Source organism: Nocardiopsis sp. TNDT3, from assembly GCF_003427465.1.
In the GTDB taxonomy this organism is placed as follows: Bacteria; Actinomycetota; Actinomycetes; order Streptosporangiales; family Streptosporangiaceae; genus Nocardiopsis; species Nocardiopsis dassonvillei.
This window is the reverse complement of record NZ_QPFC01001141.1, coordinates 1-2,317: the sequence shown is the minus strand read 5'-3', so window position 1 is coordinate 2,317 and position 2,317 is coordinate 1. Positions and strand designations below refer to the sequence as shown.

The window sequence follows — 2,317 nt, the reverse complement described above, 5'->3', positions numbered from 1 at the left end:
GGAGGCGCGGACGCCGAGGCCGTGGCCGGTCCCCTTCCCGGGGACCGGCACCCCCGTACCGCGGCGACGCGTCGCGACCACCGGCCCGGGCGGGGCCGACACGGCAGGCCCCGTCCGGCCCCGTCCCCGAACGGAGCACCATGGACCACCTCGTCGTCGTCACCGGAGGCCCGGGATCGGGCAAGACCACCCTGATCGACCACCTGGCCTCGCTCGGGTACGCGCGCACCCCGGAGGCGGGGCGCGCCGTCATCCGCGACCAGCGCGAGATAGGCGGCCGGGGCCTGGCCTGGCGCGACGACGCCCTGTTCGCCGAACTCATGCTCTCGTGGGAGATGCGCTCGCACCGCGAGGCCTCGTCCCTGCCCGGCCCCGTCTTCTGCGACCGCGGCGTCCCCGACCTGGTGGGCTACCTCCGCCTGCGCGGCCTGCCGGTCCCCGGACACGTCACCGAGGCGGTCCGCCGGTTCCGCTACCACCGCCGGGTCTTCGTGGCCCCGCCCTGGCCGGAGATCTTCACCGGAGACGCCGAGCGCCACCAGTCCCCGGAGGAGGCCGAGCGCACCCACCGGGCGATGACCGAGGCCTACCCGGCGTGCGGCTACGAACTGGTGGAGCTGCCGCGCGTGCCGGTCGCCGAGCGGGCCCGCTTCGTCCTGGAGGTCCTGGGCGGGCACGGGCATCCGAAACCGTGACGGGAGCGCACGGAGCGACGGGTGTGACGGAAGGAAGCTTCTGTCATGTGATGCGCCCTGTGGACCGCAAACGGGGCGCCAGTGGCCGTTCATGGCCGTAAACCGGGCTTTCTCTTGTAGTTCGCGAAAGCGGGGGCCAGACTCTTGTCTAGGTAAAGGACCATTGACCGTCCACGCCCCAGACGGCTGCGGGGAGCGTGCGTGGACGCCGGGGAGGAAGGCGGCAGGTGGCCAGGGCGTCCGGGGCGAGCATGCCGCCCATGAGCTGGGAGGGCATCGACCACGCGCTCAACCGTGTGCGCGGTGAGGCCGACAGGATCTCCCTCAACCTCGCTGACCTGGACGGCCACGTCAGCCACCGCATGCTCCAGGGGGCCGACCTCGTCGGGCGCACCCGGCGGCGCTGGGAGCACGCCAGCGGGCGCATCCGCAGCCTGTGGACGGTCTACGATGCCTTCCGCCGCGTCGTCGACAGGGCGGGTCGGATCCGGGACCGCGCGGAGGGCCCCGAGGACCAGGCCGCCCTGACCTCCCTGCTCAACGGCGACTCCGTACCCCTGCCCGCCGGCGAGGTCCCGCTGCACGAGCGCGGGCTGCTCCACACCGGACGGGAGTCGGTCACCCTCGCCGCCGCCGTCGCCCGCATGTCCGCCGACTACGAGGAGGCCACCGAGGTCATCTCGGCCGCCGAGACGGCCTGGGACGCCCTCCACCCGCGCCTGGGCGAACTCGACGCCATGTGGCACGAGATCGGCACCCTCTCCGACATGGTGGAGCTCGCCGAGGACGAGTACGAGTCACTGCGCGTGGACCTGGCCGCGGTCGGCGCCACCGTCCGCCGCGACCCCCTCGCGCTCGTCGAGGACGGCCGTGTGGACACGTCCTCCCTCGAACGGCTGCGCCTGCGGCTGGAACGCGTGCGCGGCGAGCTCCGCGACGCCCTGCGCATGCGCGACTCCTACGGCGAGAGCGTCGAGCGGCTCGGCTTCGCCATCGACGACGTCGGCAAGGCCGTGGAGCGCGCCCGCGCGCTGCGCGAACAGGTGGTCGCCAAGGTCTCCTCGCCCGCCGCGGTCGACGTGCCCGACCCCGTCCCCGCGCTGCGGGCGCACATCGACGCCATGGACGACCTGCGCGGCCGGGGCCGGTGGCGCGAACTCGGCGCCCGCCTGGGCGAGGTCCAGCGCGCCGTCCGCGAGGCGGCCGACGACGCCCGGGAACGCGAGGCCAACCTCACCGGCCTCCTGGAGCGCCGAGCCGAACTGCGCGGACGCCTGGACGCCTACCGCTCCCGCTCGGTCCGGATCGGCGTCGCCGAGGACCCGCGGCTGACCCGTCTCCACAGCACGGTGCACTGGGAGCTGTGGACCGCGCCCTGCGACCTGCGCGCGGCCACGGTCGCCCTCTCCGCGTACCAGCGCGCGCTCCAGGAACTCGGCGGAACCGATTCCGCTGTGAACAGAACCACACCGGGCCCGGACGCGTCAGAGGGCGAGAGCGATGGTGGTGTGAACAGATGACGAAGTGCACGGTCCCCGGCTGCCCCGGCCGGGTCGAGGACGGTTTCTGCGGCGTGTGCGGCATGGCCCCCGCGGACGTACGGCCTCCGGACGGCCCCGCCC

General features: G+C 74.1%; 2 protein-coding genes. Both read left to right on the top strand.

The window, feature by feature from the left end; all coding sequences use genetic code 11:
- Positions 1 to 140: 140 nt before the first annotated feature.
- Positions 141 to 695 carry an AAA family ATPase gene (locus DQW06_RS24870; protein ID WP_117199419.1) on the top strand — a complete coding sequence of 185 codons (555 nt, stop codon included), beginning with the start codon at positions 141 to 143 and terminating at the stop codon, positions 693 to 695.
- 251 nt (positions 696 to 946) lie between these two features.
- Positions 947 to 2,215, top strand: a complete 1,269-nt coding sequence (locus DQW06_RS24865) for a hypothetical protein (protein WP_117199418.1) — start codon at positions 947 to 949, stop codon at positions 2,213 to 2,215.
- Positions 2,216 to 2,317: the final 102 nt, after the last annotated feature.